Here is a 17,823-nt window from a genome sequence, read left to right as displayed (position 1 = left end):
AACACCGAGAGGGGCCAGGCATGGCGATCGACCTGAACAGCGACGTCGGAGAATCCTTCGGCAACTGGTCGTCGGGCGACGACGCGCGCATCATCGAGTCGGTCTCGAGCGTGAACGTTGCCTGCGGTTTCCACGCCGGGGACCCCATCGGGATCCGTGCCACCTGCGCGTCGGCGGCCGGGGCCGGGGTGACGGTGGGCGCGCACCCCGGCTACCGGGATCTCGCCGGCTTCGGCCGCCGCTTCATGGACGTCGACCCTCGTGAACTGACCGACGACGTCGTCTACCAGATCGGGGCCCTGCAGGCCCTCGCACGGGCCGCCGGGACGAGCGTGCGCTACGTCAAACCCCACGGTGCCCTCTACACCACGATCGCCGTCCACGAGCTCCAGGCCCGCGCCGTGGTCCGGGCCGTCCGTGACGTCGACGACACCCTGCCGCTGCTGGTCCTGCCGAACAGCGTGATCGAGGCCGAGGCACGCGCGGCAGGGCTCCGCACGGTCGCCGAGGCGTTCGCGGACCGCGCCTACACGCCCGACGGCAAGCTGGTGCCGCGGCGCGAACCGGGAGCGGTGCTGCACGAGGAGGCCGACGTCGTCGCGCATGTCCTGCGCCTGGCCACCGACGGCGAGGCCGTGGCCGTGGACGGCAGCCGGATCGCGATCACCGTGGAGAGCATCTGCGTGCACGGGGACACCCCGGGCGCCGCCAGTATGGCCGCAGCGGTCCGGCGAGCCCTTGATGCCGCCGGCGTGACGGTCGGTGCGTTCGCCTGACACCGCCGGCCCCGGATGGCCGGCCGACCTGACCCTGAGGCCCGTGGGCGACCGCGCCGTGCTCGCCGAACTGCCGGGCCTGCCGGAGGTCCTCAGCCTCCAGGCCCACCTGCGGGACCACCCGGTCGAGGGCCAGGTGGACGTGGTCGCCGCGGCGCGCACCGTCCTCGTCACCGTGCGCGAGGCCCGGCAGCTGGACGCCCTCACGACCCGGCTCCGCACGCCCGGCCCGGCCGTTCCGGCCACCCGGGAGGATGGGCTCGTCACCATCGAGGTCCAGTACGACGGCGCCGACCTCGCCGGCGTCGCTGCCCTGACGGGTTTGAGCGTCGACGCGCTGATCACCGCCCACACGGGGACGCCGTGGTTCGCGGCGTTCGGGGGCTTCGCACCGGGCTTCGCGTACCTCACCGGAGGCGACCCCCGGCTGGAGGTCCCGCGCCGGGACGTGCCGCGGACGGTGGTGCCGGCCGGCGCGGTCGCGCTCGCCGGAACGTTCTCGGCCGTGTACCCGCGGGAGTCCCCCGGCGGCTGGCAGCTGATCGGCCGCACGGACGCCGTGCTGTGGGACACTCATCGGGACCCTCCCGCACTCCTCAACCCGGGCACGCGGGTCCGCTTCACGGCGGTCCGGGAGGTGGTCGAGCTGGGCGCCGTGCGCAGGGCCGGCGGAGCCAGGAGTCAGGGGCGTCGGGTGCCGGCGGAGGAACGCACGCGTCCCCGCGCGGAGGCGCCCGCCGGGCTGACCGTCGTCGACCCCGGCCTCTCCAGCACGCTGCAGGACCTGGGACGGCCCGGGCTGATGGGCCTCGGGATCGCCGGGGCCGGAGCGCTGGACCGCGCCGCGCTCCGCCAGGCGAACAGGCTGGTGGGCAACCCGGCGGGAGCGGCCGGGGTCGAGACGCTCCATGGGGGACTCGCGGTCGAGGCGGGGGAGGACCACGTGCTCGCCGTCACGGGCGCCGACGTCGGCCTGCTCATCTCCTCGCCGGACGGACGGGAGCGCGAGCCGGCCCTGTGCGCGCCCTTCCTCCTGCGGGCGGGCGAGGTGCTCCGGCAGTCCGCGCCCGCGACCGGCCTGTACGCCTACACCGCCGTGCGGGGCGGGTTCGGGGCCGAGGCGGTCCTCGGCAGCCGGTCGACCGACTCGATGTCGGGCCTCGGGCCGCCCGCGCTCGCGCGGGGCACGCGGTTGCCGGTGGACACCCCCGTGCCGGGGTCGACGGTCGGGGATCCGGAGGTTCCCCGCCGATCGGTCACACCGGAGATCCTGCGGGTGGTGCCCGGCCCGCGGGACGGCTGGTTCGACGCCGGCCTCGCGGGCCTGTGCGCCCCGTCGTGGACGGTGACGGCCCGGTCCAACAGGATAGGCCTGCGCCTCGACGGGCCCGCGCTGACGCGGCGTCTCGGGGGGGAGCTGCCGAGCGAAGGCACCGTGCGGGGTGCGCTGCAGGTGCCGCCGTCGGGGCTGCCGGTGCTGTTCCTCGCCGACCACCCGGTCACGGGCGGCTACCCGGTGATCGCCGTCGTCGTCCCCGAGGACCTGGACCGGGCTGCGCAGCTCCCTCCGGGATCCCCGGTCCGCTTCCGGAGGTTCCACTGACGGAATCCCCTGCACATGGAGTTTCGCTGAACGAAATCCAGGTGAAACCCCCGGCCCGTAGCGTTGGACCGCACACCACTTCCACAGGAGGCCGCCGTGCAGACGCTGAGGATCAGACAGGTTCCCTGGAGCAATCCCGTCGGTCGGGGGCTGCGGGAGGCCTTACGCGCGGAGACCGACCGCGGGCGGGTGCCATCCACCTCCGCAGGGACGGAGGACGACGGCGCGGGTGTCGTCGTCTTCCTGATTGTCTACGAACGGGCCACCGGAGCGCCGGTCGGCTGCGGCGGCCTGCGGCGGGGCGCTGATGGAAGCACGGGCGTCGAGCACCTCTACGTGCTCCCGTACGCGCGTTGGTCAGGAGTGTCCTACGCCATCACCGAGGCACTGGCCTCCTGGGCGCTGGAGCACGGCGTCCGTCCCGAGGGCTCCCTCACACGGCCAGGAATTCTGCGCCCCTAGGGGGATCACCGAGCAGAGGGGGTGCGGCCATCGGGCGCACCCCCTCTGCTCGGTCCTGCGACGGCTACTTGCGCGGTGCGCCCAGATCCACGGGATCCTCATCCGTCAGGTAGGCGAACTCGGAGTGCGCGGTGAGGTCGATGCCGCGCAGTTCGTCGGCCTCCTCGATCCGCAGGCCGATGGTGCGCTGCAGGACCTGGGCGATCACCCACGTGACGGCGAAGGAGTAGGCCAACACCGCCACGGTCGCGAGCGCCTGGACGCCCAGCAGCTCGAAGCCACCGCCGTAGAACAGGCCCGAGACGCCGTTGGGGGCATCCGCCGTCGCGAACAGGCCGATCAGCAGCGTTCCCAGGACGCCACCCACCAGGTGCACACCGACGACGTCGAGCGAATCATCGAAGCCGAGGCGGAACTTCAGCTCGATCGCGAGGGAGCAGACCGCGCCGGCGATCGCACCGATGGCGAGGGCACCCATCGGGCTGACCGCACCGCACGCGGGGGTGATGGCGACCAGCGCGGAGACCAGGCCGGAGGCGGCCCCCATGCTGGTCGCCGCACCGTTGCGGACCCGCTCGACGGCGGCCCAGGCCAGCAGGCCGGCCGACGCCGCGACGGCGGTATTCAGGAAGACCACCGACGCGGACTGTCCGGCGGAGAGGGCGGAGCCCGCGTTGAAACCGAACCAGCCGACCCACAGCAGGCCCGCGCCCACGAGGACGAGCGGGCGGCTGTGCGGCCTGGCATGATCCACGGTCGGCCAGCCGTGGCTGCGGCCCAGCACCGTCGACAGGGCGAGGGCTGCGATCCCGGCGTTCATGTGCACGGCCAGGCCGCCGGCGAAGTCGATCGCGCCGAGGCCGTTCGCGATCCACCCGCCCACGACCGAGCCGTCCTCGGAGCTGAAGGCGAAGACCCAGTGGGCGATCGGGAAGTACACCAGCGTGGCCCACACGCCGGCGAAGATCATCCAGGCGCCGAATTTCATGCGGCCGGCGGCCGCACCGGCGACCAGCGCCGTCGTCACGCAGGCGAAGAAGAGCTGGAAGGCCGCGAACAGGATCGGGGGGATGGGCGCGGAGGGGTCCTCGGCGAGCAGCTGGCCCAGTCCGGCGTACTCCGTGACGTCCCCGATGAGCCCCAGTCCTCCGATCGAGTTGCCGAAGGCCATGGAGTAGCCGAACAGGGCCCACAACACGGCGACGAGGCTCGCCCCGCCGAAGCACATCATCATCATGTTGAGGATGCGGCGGGACCCCACCATTCCTCCGTAGAACAGGGCCAGGGCCGGGATCATCAGGCAGACGAGCGCGGTGCTGGCGAGAATCCAAGCGACGTTTCCAGAATCCATGGGGAGTCCTTTCCGTGACAGCGCCTGGGCGTACCGGACGGGACCGGGCCCGGATCGCACTGCTGGTGTGCGTCGACCCGGGATGGCACGCCGCGCTGAGTCATGGTAGGCAGTGCGAGGTTTCAGGTCCCGGCGGGTCCGATGAACTCTGGGTAACGCCGAGTCCCACCCCTAGCCACCGGCGACGGACTGCATGATCATGATCGTCGCACCCGCGGGAACAGCCGTGGCCAGGCCGTCCAGCCGGCGCACGTCCTCGCCGTCGACATAGATGTTCACGTACCGCCTCAGCACGCCGGTCTCCTCGCGGATCCGCTGGTCCAGCAGGGGGCGTCCCTCGCCCAGCCCGTCGAGCACCGACGCCACGTCGGCGTCGTCGGCGATGCTCAGGCGGATCGCGCTGCGTCCGTCCACGTACTGGCGCAGGAGCGTGGGGATCAGGACGATCACCGAGGGCAGCGGCGAGGTCTCGGGCACGGTGACCACCTGCTCAGCCGGGCACGACGGCGGCACGCACGGAGAGCACGTCCGGCAGGTGGCTTGCCACTTCCTGGAAGGTCCGCCCCTCGTCCGCGCTCGCATAGACGGACCCGCCGCGCGTCCCGAAGTAGACGCCCGGGACCTCCGCCGTGTCGACGCAGGCGGCGTCGCGCAGCACCGCGTTGTACTCCGCCTGCGGGAGTCCGGCGCCGCTGCCCTCCCAGGTGGCTCCGCCGTCGTCGGTCCGGTGCACCTGGAGGTGCCCGTCGGGCGGGATGCGCTCGCCGTCGGCCTTCAGGGGGATGACCCACGCCGTGCCGCTGCGGTGCGGGTGCGTGAGCATGACGAAGCCGAAGTCGGCCGGAAGGCCCTCGGCGATGGACTGCCAGGAATCACCGCGGTCGGTGCTCGCGTAGACGCCATGGTGGTTCTGGGCGAACAGGCGGTCGGGGTCCACGGCGTCGCGGGCCACCTTGTGCACGCACTGGCCGAACTCCGGGTCCGGATCCGGCATGAAATACGCGCTGATGCCCTTGTTGCGGGGTTCCCAGGACGCCCCGCCGTCGTCGGACCGGTAGACGCCCCCCGTGCTCATCGCCACGTGGACGGTGTCGTCGGCCGGGCTCGGCAGGACGGTGTGGGCGGCCGCACCACCGAAGCCCGCGCCCCATTCGCCGCGATGGGGATGGTCCCACAGGCCGCGGTTGAGGGTGAACGTCTCACCGTGGTCGGTGGACCTCCACACGGAGATCGGCTGGCATCCGGCCCAGACCACACCGGGGCGGTCCTCCGCGTCGGGCTGGATCTGCCAGATCCGCTCCAGCGCGGCGCCGTCGTCCGCGCCGAACCGGATCCCGCCCTCCCGGGGTTCCGCCCAGGTCTCACCCAGGTCGTCGGAGTGGGCGATGCAGGGACCGAAGTGCCACGACATCCGGCCCGCGAACAGGCGGGTACGCCCACCCCGGGTGTCGATCCCGACACTCGGGATCTCCTCCATGAGGAACTTCGGGCCGGAGAGGGTCCACTCCTGCCGATCGGTGCTCGACGCGAGCCACAGACCCTTCTTCGTGCCGATGGCGAGGAGTGTGGTTGCTGGAGTTGGCATGTCTTCCCCCGTGCATGGGAGCGGCCGAGAAGCCGCGCGTGTGATGCATATCACTTGGGACCCTGCCACCGGCCACTCGTTTTGTACAGGGCCCGCTACCCCCTTTTGTCCGCATCCCCGGAATGGGCCGGAGCGCTGTGCCAGAGTGGGACGGTGCGATCGCTGGGGAGCGGACATCACGTCCACCTGGAGGCATCGTTGCGTCAGACCGAACTCGGGAACACCGCGCCGTCGCGGTTGTGTCCCGGTCCCGGGCATGCACCCCGCGCACGGCGGCACTGCGTCGGCAAGCACTGCGTCGACGTACGCGACGGGTTGCTCGTTCTGTGGTGGGCACCCGGCTCGTGCCTGACCCTCGCGGACGTCCTGGCCGCCTATGAGGGGATCCGCAGTCTGTCCGACGGCTACGTCCTGCCACTGGTCGTGCATCTGCAGGGCCTGGGCGGGATCGCGCCCGCCGCCCGGATGGCCATCCTCGAGGGCTCCCTGACCTCACGCATCGCGTTCGTCGGCACCGGTCCGGTGGATCAGGTCATCGCCGCTTTCCTGGCATACGCGCGGTCGGAGACGCACTACTTCGAGAGCGCCTCCGACGCGGAAGCCTGGGCCCGTCGCATATCGCCCGCGACGGGGATGTCGCCTTAGTCGGCTTCTTTTCCTTGAATCAGGAGGAAGGACGGACATCCGCCGATAGCGTCCCGAGCGGGACGAATATATCCCGGGTCAGCCTGGCGGCATCACCCGGGTAACTACCTCAGCGGCTCTCGTTATAGGCGTCGATGATGGACTGCGTGATCCGCCCACGCGAGCTGGGATTGAACCCGTGCTCCTGGGCCCACTTGCGGATCTGCTGCGTGTCCTCGCGCTTCGAGCGGGAGGACGACGATTTCTGGCCGGCGGACTGTTGCCTGCCGGACGAAGCCTTGCGCCCCTTGTCCACATAGGCGGACAAAGTCGTACGCAATGACTCCGCATTCTGCGCCGTGAGATCTATCTCGTAATCGGTGCCGTCGAGGGCGAATCGCACGGTCTCCTGTGCTTCCTCGCCGCTGAGGTCGTCGACCAATTGAACCTGTACCCGCTGGGCCATCATTTTCTCCTGTAACGTCCGAAGTCCGAATAATCAGCCCCATTGATACGACTCTATCCCGGTGAGCAGTGCGGGCGGAAAAAATCTCCCCATTGTCCATTCCGGCGCGAATGCGGAATGCGAATTACGGCTCCCGGACGTCGGTGTGCTATTCACCCGGGCGGATCAGGTGGCTGCGGCGCCGTCGGCCTCGAACGCGCGGACCACCGCGTCATGCGGTACACGTTCGTGAAGCCGGGTCGCGCCACCCTCGTCCTGGATACGCTCGGCCAATCGGCGCGCCCAGCGGTGCTCGAGGACGAGCAGGAGGCCCACCTCCCCGTTGCCGACGGAGGCGGAGGCGAAGGCGACGTCCCGGTCGCTGAGCAGGGTCATCGGCGACGGGTGGGCCAGCAGGTTCTGCAGGGATGCAGGCAGGCCGTCGTCGACGTCGGCGAAGGACACGGTGCCGTCGGTCGCGCGGGCGATCAGCACGATGTCGATCAGGGCCACTGCGCCGCTGTCGAGGGCTTCATGCAGGGCGTCCACCACCCGGGAGCCGCCGTCGAGGGTGGGTGTCGAGAAGACCAGGACGTCCACGGGGCCAACCCTCATGACTCCCCTCCCGCCCGGCCGTTTCCTGCTCGTCGCTGCTGCAGACGGTGCAATCGTCCGCCGGGGCGGGTGGCGGATCGTCACCCGCGTGGGGTGACCGTCCGGCCAGACGGGGGACTTTGGACTCAGGCCGGAATCAATCCCGGGGTGAACTCTTGGAGGAAGGCGCCATCAGGTCGACGATGCCTCACCTCCTGCACGGGTGGGTGCGCGGCAGGAGAGCAACGCCGGACAGGTGGTAGGCATGAACAGCATCATCAGGGCGAAGACGACCGTTCCGGGGATCGGTGCGCACGAACTCGACCGGCCCCGGCTGATGGCGCGCCTCGACGCGCTCAAGCAGGCCGGGTGCCGCGCCGTCACCATCGGCGCTGCTGCCGGCTCGGGGAAGACGACGCTCGCCGCCCAGTGGGCACGGAGACGGCGGGCGTCCGGGGACCACGTCGCGTGGGTCTCCCTGGATCCCTCGGACAACGCCCCGGGGCGTTTCTGGGGCCTCGTGACGGAAGCGCTGGAGCCGTCGGACGGCATGCCATCGGACCGGTGGACCTCACCCTCGCCGGCGGCGGCGGCGGCGCGGATCGGGTGGCTCGATGCCCTTCTGGATCATGCGGGCAGGGGAACCGTGAACTCCGTGCTGGTCCTCGACAACTGCGAGCACCTGCGTGACGCCGGATTGCTCCTCGAGGTGGACTACGCGGTGCAGCGTGCGCCGCAGGGGTTCACTGTGGTCTTCTGCGGCAGGCAGCTGCCGGAGCTGCCCTCGTTCTACCGGCTGGACCTCGACGGCGCCCTGGGGCGGGTAGGGCAGGAGGAGTTGATGCTGCGGCGGCGGGAGATCGCACGACTGTTCGCTCCTGTGCGCTCCGACATGGACCTGCTTCTCGAGGTGACCGAAGGGTGGCCCGCCGCCGTCGTCCTCGCGCACGCGATGGGGGAGGGGGACGCTCCGGCCGCCGCGGTGACGGGGGGGACGGCCTACCTCGACCGGCTGTGCGGGCAGCTCTTCCCGTCCTTCCCCGAGGAGGTCCGCACCGCCCTCGGCGTCATGGCCTTGATCGAACCCTTCACGGTGGATGATCTGTGCACGGCGCTCGCCAGCACGGACGCGCCGCGCGTGTTCGACGCTGCGGTCCGGGCCTCGGGCCTCGTCCTCCCCACGGACACCCCCGGGTCCTTCCGGCTGCATCGCCTGCTGTCCCGGTGGCTTCTGGGCGGGGGATCGGGCGCCGCCGCGATCGACCGTCCTGTGGTGCACGCCCGGATGGCACGCCGTCGCCTCCGCCAGGCGCGGCACGCGGAGGCGCTCGCCCATGCCGGGAGGGCCGGCGACGCCGGCCTGCTGCGTGACGTCGCCGCCGTCTCGGGACTGCACCTGCTGTGGAGCAACGACCTCGCCGCCCTGGACTGGATCCTGCGCGACCTCGCATCCGTCGAGTCGGCGGAGCTCGGGCTGCTCGACAGCCTCCTCTCCCTCGCCAACGGTGACCCGGGTGGCGCCCGACTCAGGCTCGAGCACGTCGACCACGGAGAGGACCAGGGCGGCCTCGACATGCCCTTCAGCGCTCTGCGGAGCGGGCTCGAGGCGCATCTCATGCTCGGCCGGGGCCGCCCGGAGGAAGCGCTGGAGCATCTCCGGGGCGTGCGCGTCGCGGAACTGCCGCCCGACGTCGGACTCTTCGTGTCCAATGTCCTCTCGGCTGCGCTGATCGCAGCCGCGCGCCTCGACGAGGCCGTCGACGCCGCGAGGGCCTGCGTCGCGACCGCCGACGAGCGGGACAACCCCGGTGCCCGGGTCGACGCCCACACCACCCGTGCTGTGCTCGCCGCGGCGATGGAGGACTTCGCGCCCGCGGCACGCGATGCCTGGGCCGCCATCCGGGTAGGGGAGCAGCAACGGCTGCGTTACAGCCCGCGGCTCCGGCCTGCCCACCTCGTCATCGCCTGGGGCGCGTACCACCAGCTCGACGACGCCGCCGCGCGGTTCCACAACGCGTTCGTGTTCAGGGCGACGTCGACCCCGCCCATGGTGGCGCACTCCGCGTCGAAGCTCCGGCTCATGCTGTCCTTCGCCTCCTCGGAACGACCGGTCGAGGTGGCCGAGGCGCTCCTGGACAGGATCCGCTTCGATCTCGCGCACGGCGCGCAGCCGCGGGATATCGCCGTGTGCTCGCTGCAGGTGGCCGAGATGATGCTGTCCCTCCGCCGGGTGGACGACCTGACGATGCTGAAGGTGGACCTGCGCAGGTACCAGGGCATCAGCGGGGAGCTGCAGGTGATCTCGGTCTGGGAGCACCTGCTGGCCGGCCAGCTGAACCGCTCACGGCAGCTGCTGACCCAGGTGACCTCCGAGTACGTGAAGTGCCAGAGCAAGGTCGGGATGACGACGGCCCTTGCGATGCTCGCGCGCCTCGAGCTGCTCGAGAACCGCCCGTTCAAGGCCAGGGAAGCGCTGGACCGCGCCCTCGCCCTGGCTGCCGAGCGGGGGTCGGTGCGGGGGATCGGATTCGCCGGCGAGACCGTGAGGAACGCGCTCGAGAGGGACCGGCACCACTACCCGCGCTTCACCCGGGAGGTGGACCTGCTCGTGAACCAGCGGCGCCGGCCGGTCCGGGAGATCGCCGGCCCCCCGCTCACGCCGCGGGAGATCGAACTGGTGGCACTCCTCCCCACCTTCGCGACCGTCGACGAACTGGCCCTGGATCTGCAGATCTCCACGAACACGGTCAAGACACACCTGCGCGGCATCTATCGCAAGCTGGGGGTCGGGACGCGGAGGGAGGCCATCGCGGCGGCCGACAGGCTCGGACTCCTCGCGCCCACCCCTGCGCCGCTGCGCGTCCTGCGGAGCGCGTCGGCGCGTGGAACCGCCGGCCTCACCCCTGCGGGGTGAGCCCGTCGGGAGACCCGGTACGCCGGGTGAGACCCTGCATACCATGCTGGGACATCGGGGGCCGAGGACAGGACGTGCCGTGGACATCAACCTCTGGGAGATCGTGTGGGTGGTGTTCGCCGCCGCCCTGTTCGCCGCCTATCTGGCCTTCCTGTTCATCGTCCTCATCGACATCTTCAGGAACGAGTCCTTCTCCGGCTGGTCGCGCGCCCTCTGGGTGGTCCTGCTGGTACTGCTCCCCTTCCTGGCCTCCCTCGCCTACCTGTTCGCCCACGGGCAGACCATGGCATTGCGTACGGCCCGGGGATCCGGACCCGATGCCGGAGCCGCAGCGGTTCCCGCACCCCGCGATCCGACGGCGCAGGTCGCCTCCGCGAACGAACTCCTGCGACAGGGCGCCATCACCCAGGAGGAATACGAGCGGCTCAAGCGGCACTCGCTCCAGCAGGCATCCGGGACCCTCTCGACCGGTACCACGCCCCGCACGCCGACCGGCTGATCACCCGCTGGAATAGGAGATGGTGTGGAGTCCGACGGCGCTCCGCCTGATCCAGGATGCCGTGATCGTCCTCCGGTGCCCGGCTACTGCTCCGCAGCCGGGCGCTCGTCGATGACCGCCGGCAGTCCGAAGGCTTCGAACAGCTCCGGGTAGAGGAAGTTGTGGTGGCCGACGATGCGCCCGCCGTCGGTCTCGATGACCTGGATGGCCCACGGCTTCCACAGGCCGGGTTCCACGACGTGGTAGTTGGCGAATCCGCCGGCGCCGTTGACATCGACGGGGATCAGGCGACCGCCCTCGCAGACGCTGCCCTTTCCGACGAACCAGGCGCGGACGTCCGCCGGTCCGGAGAGCCACAGGTCGAACGGCGGCATGGAGAGGACCACGTCCTCCCGCAGCAGTGAGACGAGCAGGTCCATGTCGTATGCCTCGAAGGCCCGCAGGTACCGGGCGAGCAGCACCTTGTGATCCGGATTCTCCAGGGGCATGTGCGGGGCGGGCGCCTGGGCCGCCATCGTCCTGCGCGCACGCTGCAGGGCGCTGTTGACGGACGCGGGGGTGACCTCGAGCAGAGCCGCGACCTCGGCCGCCGACCACCGCAGCACCTCGCACAGGATCAGGGCGCTGCGCTGGAGGGGTGGAAGGTGCTGCAGGGCCGCCACGAAGGCCAGGCGCACGGTGTCGCGGAGCTCGGCGACGGCGGCGGGATCACCCGAGGTGTCGATCACCCGTTCGTCGGGGATCGGCTGCACGAACACGCCCTCCGTGAGGGGAGCACCGAGGACGGCGTCTGCCGTGCGCGTGGATGGGCCGAGGTCCATGGGGCGGGCTCGGCGCTGCGGGCTGCGCAGCATGTCGACGCAGACGTTGTGCGCGATCCGGAAGAGCCATGTGCGCAGGGCCGACTGCCCGGCGAAGGAATCCTTCTTCGACCAGGCCTTGAGCATCGTCTCCTGCACGGCGTCCTCGGCCTCGGACGCCGCCCCGAGCATCCGGTAGCAGTATCCGGTCAGGTCGCGTCGCGAGGATTCCAGGAGCTCCTCGAACGAGGCCGTTCCGGGGGCGGCATCCTGCAAGGCAGGAGAAGTGGGTTGCTGCATCCCCCGAGCCTAGTCACGCTGGTCCACGGGCGGGAGGGAGCGGCCCCGGATTCTTCCGCGGACCGATGAGTCCGGACCGGTCGCAGCGTCTACTCTGTGGAAACGTCACCGTGAACCTCAGATCGGGAGCACCCATGCGCAGACTCACAGCAGGCCTTTTCTCCTCCGTCGACGGCGTCGTCGAATCCCCCCACCTGTGGCAGTTCGACAGCTTCGACCCGGAACTCGGCGCCGGCATGAACGCGATGATCGAGCGGGTGGACACCGTGCTGCTGGGACGGCGGGGCTACGAGGAGTGGGCGGCCTACTGGCCGCAGGCCGAGGCGACCGACCCGTTCGGCAGCTTCATCACCCCGGTGCAGAAGTTCGTGGCGTCGCGCACCCTCAGCGGCGAGCTGGGATGGACCAATGCCTCCCTCATGACCGCGCCCCTCGAGGAGTTCGTTGCCGACCTGAAGGAGACCGACGGCGCGGATATCGCTGTCTGCGCCAGCATCTCCCTGGTCCGGCAGCTCCTGTTCGCGGGGCTGCTGGACTCGCTGATGCTCATGACCCACCCTGTGGTCGCCGGTGCCGGTCGCCGCCTGTTCGAACCGTCGGACCCCGTCACGCGGCTGGAGCTGCAGGACACCACGATCACCAGCAAGGGCAATGTCCTCGCGTCCTACGGCCTCCGCAACGACTAGGAAGGGATAGTCATGTCGTTTCAGGCATATCTCGATGCCATCGAAGCCACGACCGGTCTGACGCCCAGGCAACTGGTCGATCAGGCGAAAGAGCGCGGTCTCGACGGGCCCGGGACGAAGGCCGGGCAGGTCGTGGCCTGGCTCAAGGAGGACTACGGCCTCGGCCGCGGCCACGCGATGGCGCTGGTCCACGTCCTGAAGAACGGGCCCACCATCAGCGACAGGCACGTGGCGACCGGTGGATCCCACAGCGACGAATCCACCGAACTGTGGCTGGACGGGAAGGCGACGAAACCGGAGGCGGCCTCCCCCTGACGACGTCCGGACGCGCCTAGACTGCTGGCCATGGCCGTCCTGATCGATCCACCGACCTGGCCCGCGCACGGCACCGTGTTCTCCCATCTGGTCTCGACGTCGTCCCTCGAGGAACTCCATGCCTTCGCGGCGGCCGCGGGCATCCCGCGACGCGCCTTCGACGAGGACCACTATGACGTCCCGGAACGGCGGTACCGCGACCTCGTGGCGCAGGGTGCGCAGGAGGTGGCCGGGGCGGAGCTGGTGCGTGCCCTGATCGCCAGCGGCCTCAGGGTCCCGGCCCGACGTCGGGCGCCGAAGCTCCGTGCCGCGCTGTTGACCCGCTGGGAGGCTCTCCTGCCGGCAGTCCCCGGCCTCGGCCGGGAACTGCTCGACCGCTGGGCCGAGGGGCACCGCGAGTACCACAATCCTGCCCATCTGCTGGCGGTCCTCGAGGCGCTGGACGTGCTGCTGGAACCGGCCGATGAACCCGTGCGGGGCGCCGTGCTCCTGGCGGCCTGGTTCCACGACGCCGTGTACGAGGGCGTTGCCGGCCAGGACGAGCGCGCGTCCGCGTCGCTCGCCGTGCAGCGCCTTCACGGCATCGTGCCCGACGCCGTCGTCCGGGACGTCGAGCGCCTGGTCCTTCTCACGGCGACGCACGAGCCGGCACCCGAGGACCGGGCCGGCCACCTCCTGTGCGACGCGGACCTCGCGGTGCTCGCCGGCGCCCCGGAGGACTATGCCCGCTACGTGGCAGCGATCCGCGCGGAGTACCGGCATGTTCCCCGGCGGGCATTCACCGACGGGAGGCGTGCCGTCCTGCAGCGCCTCCTCGGACTCGACCCGCTGTATCGGACGACCACGGCGCAGGCCGAATGGGCGGGACGGGCGCGCAGCAACCTGGCCCAGGAACTCGAGTCGTTGTGACCCGGTCCATGGGCCCTGTCCGGCGCCCGGCGTGACCCCTACGATCGCCCTATGGGATCCGTGGAGGACGCACTCGCCGCGCTGGAGGAACCTGACCAGGCGTGCCTGCGTGCCGTGGTCGCCACGGCCCGGGGCGCCCGGCCCGACGCCGTCGACGGCGTGAGCTACGGCATGCCGGCACTTGTCCTCGCCGGGAAGCCCCTGCTTGCCGTGGCCGCCACCGCGGGGCATCTGTCGCTGTATCCATTCTCCTCGGGGGTGATCGACGCCGTGGCGCCGCGGCTCGAGGGCTTCTCCCGGTCGAAGGGGACCATCCGCTTCACGGCCGACCATCCGCTCCCGGAGGACCTGGTCCGGGAGATCGTCCGCCTCCGGAGCCTCGAGATCGCCGGCTCGTAGCAGGGCTCCGATCCGTCACGCAACCCCGCCCCGACGGGAGGAAACTGCTTCCCCGGGCCGCACGGCCGATGCCACCATGAGGAGATCGAGGATGGCCGGCATCGCACGTCGGCACCTTCCCGGGCAGTCAGGAAGCCGGCCGTCGGGGAGCCTCGTCGCATCGCCGTCCCGGCGGTGGCGGTCGACCGGCTTCCAGCCCCCGTCCGGGCCACCCGAAGGAATCTGCCAATGCAAGGTCTGCACACCCATACTGCGATGAGACACGCGGATCTCCCCCTGCCTCTGGTCTGGGACCACCTCCAGAACCTGGGAGGCGGCATCGATCGTCTCGAGGTCGACGCCTACCTCCACGGCCTGATGGCCCTGCCGCTCGCTGATCGCAACGACGTGACGCAGGCCGTGAACGAGCTGCTCGACGACCTGGAGGCGACGGGCCACCACGCCTGCTGCCGAGCGCCCTACAGCGCCGTCGACCCCGACACGACGGCGCGGGGCGCCTTGGCCTACCCGTCGTGCACGGTCACGGGACGCGGTCGATGGGGACGGCCGATCATCACGCCGGGCCGACCCGCCGCGCCCGCCGGGCGTCGGCCCCAGGGGCTGTCGCCGCTACCGCCCCTCCGTCGGGACCGCTGACGGCGCCTGCCCACCACGACGGTCGCGACGATCCCATGGACGCGGCGGGGCCGGACCCGGAAGCCCGCCCTCTCGAGGAGCCGGGGGCACTGCAGCTCCTGGTCCTCGGCCACGCCGGTCAGGGAACCTTGTTGCCGCCCCGGTCCTGCATGCACCTGTATTCGACGTCCGCTGCGTAGCTCCGGAGCGCCCGCGCTCCTCGGGGTCCGCGTCGACCGGGATCGCCCCTCCCGTACCTCGACATCGCCCACGGTTGCGGCAGGCGCCCGGCCCCGATTTCTGTGGGTACTATTCTCTTGGTCGTTTAGCAGCAGGCGGCCCCTCACCTCCCCCCTGCCCGCAGCACGGCGACCGGCAGGGGGTTGATGCAAAGGTCTGCCTGTTGGTTGGTTACCAGAAAGAGAACGGTCCGGGAGTATCGGGCATGCTGCAGGACATGGTCCTGGACAGCGACGACGTCGAGGAGTTCCTGACGAAGCTCGTCACCGTCGCCGGGCGCAGCCTGTCGGCCGACGACGAGGTCCTGTGCGGCGTCACCCTGCTGCGGGCCCGGACCAAGACCACGGTCGCGAGCAACGGTCCGGACGCCCAGAAACTGGACGAGGTCCAGTACGAGTACGACGACGGTCCGTGCCTGCGCGCCGCACGAGAGGGCTCCGTCCAGTACGTCTGCGACTTCGACGCCGAGGAACGCTTCCCCGAGTACAGCCGGGCGATCGCCGGGCACGGGATCAGGTCCGCGCTGGGCGTGCCCATCCCGCTCGAGGGCGAGGCGACGGCGGCGCTCAACTTCTATTCGCCTCTGGTGGACGCCTTCGATGAGGACTCCGTGGCGGCGGCGCGCCACTTCGCCGAGGAGGTCTCGACGTCGCTCCGCCTCGCGGTGCGCATCGCGGAACTGACCGAGTCCAGCGCCGACATGCGGGCCGCGATGCAGAGCCGGACCACGATCGACCTCGCCGTCGGCGTGATCATGGGGCAGAACCGGTGCTCCCAGGATGCCGCGATGTCCATCCTCAAGGCTGCGTCCAGCGCCAGGAACATCAAGCTGCGCGACGTCGCCGCGTCCGTCCTGGAGTCCCTGGGTCAGGGGCCGGTGAAGTTGCACTTCCAGTAGGCGGTACCGCCAACGGTAGGGGAGGAAGAACGTGAACGAGCGGAACCAGCGGGAACCCGTCGTCGACGCCGTGCGTCGATCGGGTCTGTCCGGCCCCGAGGCGGCGCGGGAGGCCGTGGACCTCGACCCGCCCCTGGCCGATCACCGGGCCGGCGGCGTGACCCCGGACTTCATCCGGCTCCTGGGCGCGGCGGGCTCCGCCTTCCTCGACGCGGAGGCGGCAGAACGCGGTCGCCTCGATTCGCTGGAGCAGCTGCACCTCCTCGACACGCCCCCCGAGGAGCGGTTCGATGCGATCACCCGCCGGGCGGCGGAGCGGTTCGGTTGCGAGATCGCGACGCTGGCCCTGATCGCCCGGAACCGGCAGTTCATCAAGTCCGCGGTGGGCGAGGCGCACCAGGACCTCGATCGGACGCGGGTGTTCTGCAACGCGACCATCCGGTCCTCCGGTCCACTGGTCCTGCCCGACACCCTCGAGGACGGGCGTTTCCGGGACCACCCCTTCGTGGCCGGCGCACCGCACATCCGCTTCTATGCCGGCGCTCCGCTGCGCGGTCCCGGCGGCTGGCTGGTCGGCACGATCTGCGTCATGTCCCTCTCGCCCCGCCCGTTCACCCCTTCGGATCACCAGGACCTAGAGGCTCTCGCGCAGGAGATGCAGCACGAGGTCTATCCGGACTGGAAAGCCTGGAGCCTCTACTGAGCCGCGCGGACGAGGCCCTCAGCGCTCCACCGGACGGTCCGCGAGCGTCACGTCCGCCGTCCGTGTCTCCGAGCCCCGTCGGATCCCGACCGGGACCGTCTCGCCCGGATCGTACCGGCGCAGTGCTGACAGGAGATCCTCCGGGGTAACGATCTCCTGGTCCCCGATGCTGGTGATGATGTCCCCGGGGCGGATGCCGGCGTCGTCCGCCGGCCCGCCCTGCGATACGGACAGGACCACCACTCCCGTGGCGTCCTCGAGGTTCAGCTGCTCGGCGATCTGGGGGGTGATCGGACCGGGAGCCAGTCCCATGAACGCGTGGTCCGCGGTGCCGTCCTCCCGGAGCTCCTCGGCCACTTCCGTGGCGATGGAGGCGGGGATGGCGAAACCGAGGGCGACGGCGCCCTGCGAGGGCGGGATGTAGGCCTCGCTGATGCCCATGATCTCGCCCTGACCGTTCACGACGGCGCCGCCGGAGTTGCCGGGGCTGATGGCCGCATCCGTCTGGATGAGGTCCACCAGGGACTGGCTCGTGGCCGCCGAGCCGGGGATCTCCCGGTGCAGGCCCGAGACGATGCCCGAGGTCGCGGTGCTCTCGAAGCCGAGCGGGGACCCGATGACGACGGCGAGCTCGCCGATGCGGGGCAGGTCCGGCTGGAACGTCGCGGCCGGGAGGTCACGCCGGTCCGCCTGTACGAGGGCGAGGTCGGACACGGTGTCCGCGGCCTGGACCGTCCCGGACACCCGCCGGCCGTCCGCGAAGGCCACTTCGACGTCATCGTTGCCGCGGATCACGTGCTCGTTGGTGAGGATCAGCCCGTCCTCCGTGTAGATCACGCCGCTGCCGAGTCCCTCCTCGGTGAAGATGGTGACAACGGAGGGCTGCACGGCCTCGACGATGTCCGGGATGCCCATGTCCTCTTCGGCGCCCGATGCGGCCGCACCGGTGCCGACGCCGGCGCTGGGGGAGGGAGAGCCGGTGCCGCCCGGCACCTGCGGCGGCGCGGCGGCGTCCTCTCCCGTATCCGTGCAGCCGGTGACGGCCGGCAGGAGGGCGCACATCAGGGCGATCAGCGGTGCGCGGGTCCCGGTGTTCCGCGTCATG

Annotated in this window: 20 protein-coding genes; 13 read left to right on the top strand and 7 right to left on the bottom strand. The window is 70.9% G+C overall.

Going from position 1 to position 17,823, the window contains the following annotated elements:
- The first annotated feature begins 20 nt into the window (after positions 1–20).
- The 3 genes from AC4D2E_RS16330 (at position 21) to AC4D2E_RS16320 (ending at position 2,841) form a co-directional block, all read left to right on the top strand.
- On the top strand, positions 21–776 hold the full coding sequence (locus AC4D2E_RS16330; protein ID WP_490953292.1) for a LamB/YcsF family protein: 756 nt from the start codon (positions 21–23) through the stop codon (positions 774–776).
- Between the two features lie 43 nt (positions 777–819).
- Complete coding sequence (locus tag AC4D2E_RS16325; protein WP_490953291.1) at positions 820–2,379, top strand: 5-oxoprolinase subunit B/C family protein; 1,560 nt, start codon at positions 820–822, stop codon at positions 2,377–2,379.
- 189 nt (positions 2,380–2,568) lie between these two features.
- Positions 2,569–2,841, top strand: coding sequence for a hypothetical protein (locus AC4D2E_RS16320; RefSeq protein WP_490953290.1), 273 nt, complete (start codon positions 2,569–2,571; stop codon positions 2,839–2,841).
- Positions 2,842–2,905: 64 nt separating this feature from the next.
- On the opposite strand, the gene AC4D2E_RS16315 is transcribed toward AC4D2E_RS16320, so the two are convergent.
- From AC4D2E_RS16315 to AC4D2E_RS16305, 3 genes are all read right to left on the bottom strand, one after another.
- Entirely contained in the window at positions 2,906–4,192 is a 1,287-nt protein-coding gene (locus AC4D2E_RS16315; RefSeq protein ID WP_490953289.1) for an ammonium transporter, read from the bottom strand.
- A 171-nt stretch (positions 4,193–4,363) separates the two neighbouring features.
- Positions 4,364–4,669 (bottom strand): MoaD/ThiS family protein, encoded by a 306-nt coding sequence (locus AC4D2E_RS16310; protein ID WP_258069845.1) that lies wholly within the window; start codon positions 4,667–4,669, stop codon positions 4,364–4,366.
- 13 nt (positions 4,670–4,682) lie between these two features.
- The gene (locus AC4D2E_RS16305; protein ID WP_490953288.1) at positions 4,683–5,777 is read right to left on the bottom strand and encodes a WD40/YVTN/BNR-like repeat-containing protein; all 1,095 of its coding nucleotides are present in this window, start codon (positions 5,775–5,777) and stop codon (positions 4,683–4,685) included.
- Between the two features lie 198 nt (positions 5,778–5,975).
- On the opposite strand from AC4D2E_RS16305, the gene AC4D2E_RS16300 reads away from it, so the two are divergent.
- Positions 5,976–6,422, top strand: coding sequence for a hypothetical protein (locus tag AC4D2E_RS16300; RefSeq protein WP_490953287.1), 447 nt, complete (start codon positions 5,976–5,978; stop codon positions 6,420–6,422).
- A gap of 109 nt (positions 6,423–6,531) precedes the next feature.
- On the opposite strand, the gene AC4D2E_RS16295 is transcribed toward AC4D2E_RS16300, so the two are convergent.
- Both AC4D2E_RS16295 and AC4D2E_RS16290 read right to left on the bottom strand, forming a co-directional pair.
- Positions 6,532–6,870, bottom strand: a complete 339-nt coding sequence (locus AC4D2E_RS16295; RefSeq protein ID WP_490953286.1) for a histone-like nucleoid-structuring protein Lsr2 — start codon at positions 6,868–6,870, stop codon at positions 6,532–6,534.
- A gap of 162 nt (positions 6,871–7,032) precedes the next feature.
- Positions 7,033–7,461, bottom strand: a complete 429-nt coding sequence (locus AC4D2E_RS16290) for a DUF6325 family protein (protein WP_490953285.1) — start codon at positions 7,459–7,461, stop codon at positions 7,033–7,035.
- Positions 7,462–7,705: 244 nt separating this feature from the next.
- Between AC4D2E_RS16290 and AC4D2E_RS16285 the strand changes: the two genes are divergently transcribed.
- Complete coding sequence (locus AC4D2E_RS16285; RefSeq protein WP_490953284.1) at positions 7,706–10,354, top strand: LuxR C-terminal-related transcriptional regulator; 2,649 nt, start codon at positions 7,706–7,708, stop codon at positions 10,352–10,354.
- Between the two features lie 79 nt (positions 10,355–10,433).
- Complete coding sequence (locus tag AC4D2E_RS16280) at positions 10,434–10,853, top strand: SHOCT domain-containing protein (protein WP_490910441.1); 420 nt, start codon at positions 10,434–10,436, stop codon at positions 10,851–10,853.
- A gap of 83 nt (positions 10,854–10,936) precedes the next feature.
- On the opposite strand, the gene AC4D2E_RS16275 is transcribed toward AC4D2E_RS16280, so the two are convergent.
- Entirely contained in the window at positions 10,937–11,953 is a 1,017-nt protein-coding gene (locus tag AC4D2E_RS16275; RefSeq protein ID WP_490910440.1) for a sigma-70 family RNA polymerase sigma factor, read from the bottom strand.
- 134 nt (positions 11,954–12,087) lie between these two features.
- On the opposite strand from AC4D2E_RS16275, the gene AC4D2E_RS16270 reads away from it, so the two are divergent.
- The 7 genes from AC4D2E_RS16270 to AC4D2E_RS16240 all read left to right on the top strand — a co-directional run bounded on the left by AC4D2E_RS16270 (position 12,088) and on the right by AC4D2E_RS16240 (position 16,718).
- On the top strand, positions 12,088–12,639 hold the full coding sequence (locus AC4D2E_RS16270; protein WP_490953283.1) for a dihydrofolate reductase family protein: 552 nt from the start codon (positions 12,088–12,090) through the stop codon (positions 12,637–12,639).
- A 12-nt stretch (positions 12,640–12,651) separates the two neighbouring features.
- Positions 12,652–12,954 carry a DUF4287 domain-containing protein gene (locus AC4D2E_RS16265; RefSeq protein WP_490953282.1) on the top strand — a complete coding sequence of 101 codons (303 nt, stop codon included), beginning with the start codon at positions 12,652–12,654 and terminating at the stop codon, positions 12,952–12,954.
- A 30-nt stretch (positions 12,955–12,984) separates the two neighbouring features.
- Positions 12,985–13,863, top strand: coding sequence for a DUF4031 domain-containing protein (locus tag AC4D2E_RS16260; protein WP_490910437.1), 879 nt, complete (start codon positions 12,985–12,987; stop codon positions 13,861–13,863).
- Positions 13,864–13,914: 51 nt separating this feature from the next.
- Positions 13,915–14,262, top strand: a complete 348-nt coding sequence (locus tag AC4D2E_RS16255) for an iron chaperone (protein ID WP_490910436.1) — start codon at positions 13,915–13,917, stop codon at positions 14,260–14,262.
- 255 nt (positions 14,263–14,517) lie between these two features.
- Positions 14,518–14,898: a hypothetical protein gene (locus AC4D2E_RS16250; protein ID WP_490953281.1), complete on the top strand. Its 381-nt coding sequence runs from the start codon at positions 14,518–14,520 to the stop codon at positions 14,896–14,898.
- Between the two features lie 424 nt (positions 14,899–15,322).
- Positions 15,323–16,015, top strand: a complete 693-nt coding sequence (locus AC4D2E_RS16245) for an ANTAR domain-containing protein (RefSeq protein ID WP_490910434.1) — start codon at positions 15,323–15,325, stop codon at positions 16,013–16,015.
- A gap of 31 nt (positions 16,016–16,046) precedes the next feature.
- Positions 16,047–16,718: a GAF domain-containing protein gene (locus AC4D2E_RS16240; RefSeq protein ID WP_490910433.1), complete on the top strand. Its 672-nt coding sequence runs from the start codon at positions 16,047–16,049 to the stop codon at positions 16,716–16,718.
- Between the two features lie 18 nt (positions 16,719–16,736).
- On the opposite strand, the gene AC4D2E_RS16235 is transcribed toward AC4D2E_RS16240, so the two are convergent.
- Positions 16,737–17,822, bottom strand: coding sequence for a S1C family serine protease (locus AC4D2E_RS16235; protein WP_490953280.1), 1,086 nt, complete (start codon positions 17,820–17,822; stop codon positions 16,737–16,739).
- Position 17,823 lies beyond the last annotated feature (1 nt).

The sequence above is a fragment of the Arthrobacter sp. TJ-265 genome, assembly GCF_058269135.1.
Note: the sequence above shows the minus strand (reverse complement) of the source record. Positions and strands in the feature narration are given on the sequence as shown.

Coding starts and splice junctions, on each gene's coding strand:
- AC4D2E_RS16330 (WP_490953292.1), top strand. CDS start 21: ATGGCGATCGACCTGAACAGCGACGTCGGAGAATCCTTCGGCAACTGG.
- AC4D2E_RS16315 (WP_490953289.1), bottom strand. CDS start 4,192: ATGGATTCTGGAAACGTCGCTTGGATTCTCGCCAGCACCGCGCTCGTC.
- AC4D2E_RS16305 (WP_490953288.1), bottom strand. CDS start 5,777: ATGCCAACTCCAGCAACCACACTCCTCGCCATCGGCACGAAGAAGGGT.
- AC4D2E_RS16295 (WP_490953286.1), bottom strand. CDS start 6,870: ATGATGGCCCAGCGGGTACAGGTTCAATTGGTCGACGACCTCAGCGGC.
- AC4D2E_RS16290 (WP_490953285.1), bottom strand. CDS start 7,461: ATGAGGGTTGGCCCCGTGGACGTCCTGGTCTTCTCGACACCCACCCTC.
- AC4D2E_RS16285 (WP_490953284.1), top strand. CDS start 7,706: ATGAACAGCATCATCAGGGCGAAGACGACCGTTCCGGGGATCGGTGCG.
- AC4D2E_RS16275 (WP_490910440.1), bottom strand. CDS start 11,953: ATGCAGCAACCCACTTCTCCTGCCTTGCAGGATGCCGCCCCCGGAACG.
- AC4D2E_RS16270 (WP_490953283.1), top strand. CDS start 12,088: ATGCGCAGACTCACAGCAGGCCTTTTCTCCTCCGTCGACGGCGTCGTC.
- AC4D2E_RS16265 (WP_490953282.1), top strand. CDS start 12,652: ATGTCGTTTCAGGCATATCTCGATGCCATCGAAGCCACGACCGGTCTG.
- AC4D2E_RS16260 (WP_490910437.1), top strand. CDS start 12,985: ATGGCCGTCCTGATCGATCCACCGACCTGGCCCGCGCACGGCACCGTG.
- AC4D2E_RS16255 (WP_490910436.1), top strand. CDS start 13,915: ATGGGATCCGTGGAGGACGCACTCGCCGCGCTGGAGGAACCTGACCAG.
- AC4D2E_RS16250 (WP_490953281.1), top strand. CDS start 14,518: ATGAGACACGCGGATCTCCCCCTGCCTCTGGTCTGGGACCACCTCCAG.
- AC4D2E_RS16245 (WP_490910434.1), top strand. CDS start 15,323: ATGCTGCAGGACATGGTCCTGGACAGCGACGACGTCGAGGAGTTCCTG.
- AC4D2E_RS16235 (WP_490953280.1), bottom strand. CDS start 17,822: ATGACGCGGAACACCGGGACCCGCGCACCGCTGATCGCCCTGATGTGC.